Raw genomic sequence first — 804 nt, 5'->3', positions numbered from 1 at the left:
ACGATTGCGTTCAGCCGCGCCGTTAGGCGTCGGCTGGAACTGCGGGTTAGGCCTCCGCTGGAATGATAGGGTAGGCGTCAACGCGCGAGTTCGCTTAGAATGTGTTTGACCAATGCCACCGTGTTCGGGACTAACCCCGCATCATTCCATGCAGGTGTGCCGCGCTTGATTGGTCGAACAACTGGCCCGTGTGTTCCATATCCGAACGTATAGTCGGCGTCGTCCTTTGGGTGTTCGACAAGATGGTTTCGGACCATTGTGATCTCGGTGCAATGGCTCTTGGTTCGTCCGGTGAGTTCTTGGAGCAGCTTCGCGATTCTGAACGCGTTGTAGTAGTACTGTTCAAGCAGTGATTCGAAGAGAATCTTGAGTTCTTGGATCTCGGGTGTAGCCCGCGAGTGCTCGTCGTCGGAGCCGTAGGTTCCGATGGCTGTCGCGCCGTCTAGCGTGACCGGGGCACTTGGGTCGGCTCTGTTTAGCTTGATCGAGTGGCTCACGCCGCCGTAGGTCATCGTCAGAGTGTCCGCGGTCGGGTTATGCGACATTCGCGGCAACTCGGCCTGCATCAAGGTGTTATTGATCTTGATCAGGCGGTTGCACTCCGCTTCCAGTCGACGCAGCCGGCGTTTTAGCTCGTCGCCTGCCTTTAGCTGATCGCGGTTCAAGGAGGGCGCACGGCGAGCGAGGAACGCAATCGCGGCTCGAAGGGCTGAACGCGTCTCGGGCTCCCGTGCCGTCGAGTCGATTGTTGTCATGACGCCTAACGATTGCGTTCAGCCGCGCCGTTAGGCGTCGGCTGGAACT

Annotated in this window: 1 protein-coding gene; it reads right to left on the bottom strand. The window is 58.6% G+C overall.

The features are described from left to right. Positions 1-77 precede the first annotated feature (77 nt). The gene (locus B0W88_RS33340; protein WP_144007158.1) at positions 78-755 is read right to left on the bottom strand and encodes a hypothetical protein; all 678 of its coding nucleotides are present in this window, start codon (positions 753-755) and stop codon (positions 78-80) included. Positions 756-804 lie beyond the last annotated feature (49 nt).

The organism is Pelomonas sp. KK5 (assembly GCF_001984095.1).
Lineage (GTDB): Bacteria > Pseudomonadota > Gammaproteobacteria > Burkholderiales > Burkholderiaceae_C > KK5.
This window is presented reverse-complemented; position numbering and strand designations above follow the sequence as displayed.

Excerpts from the sequence above, each read along its gene's own strand:
- B0W88_RS33340 (WP_144007158.1), bottom strand. The coding sequence starts at position 755 with ATGACAACAATCGACTCGACGGCACGGGAGCCCGAGACGCGTTCAGCC.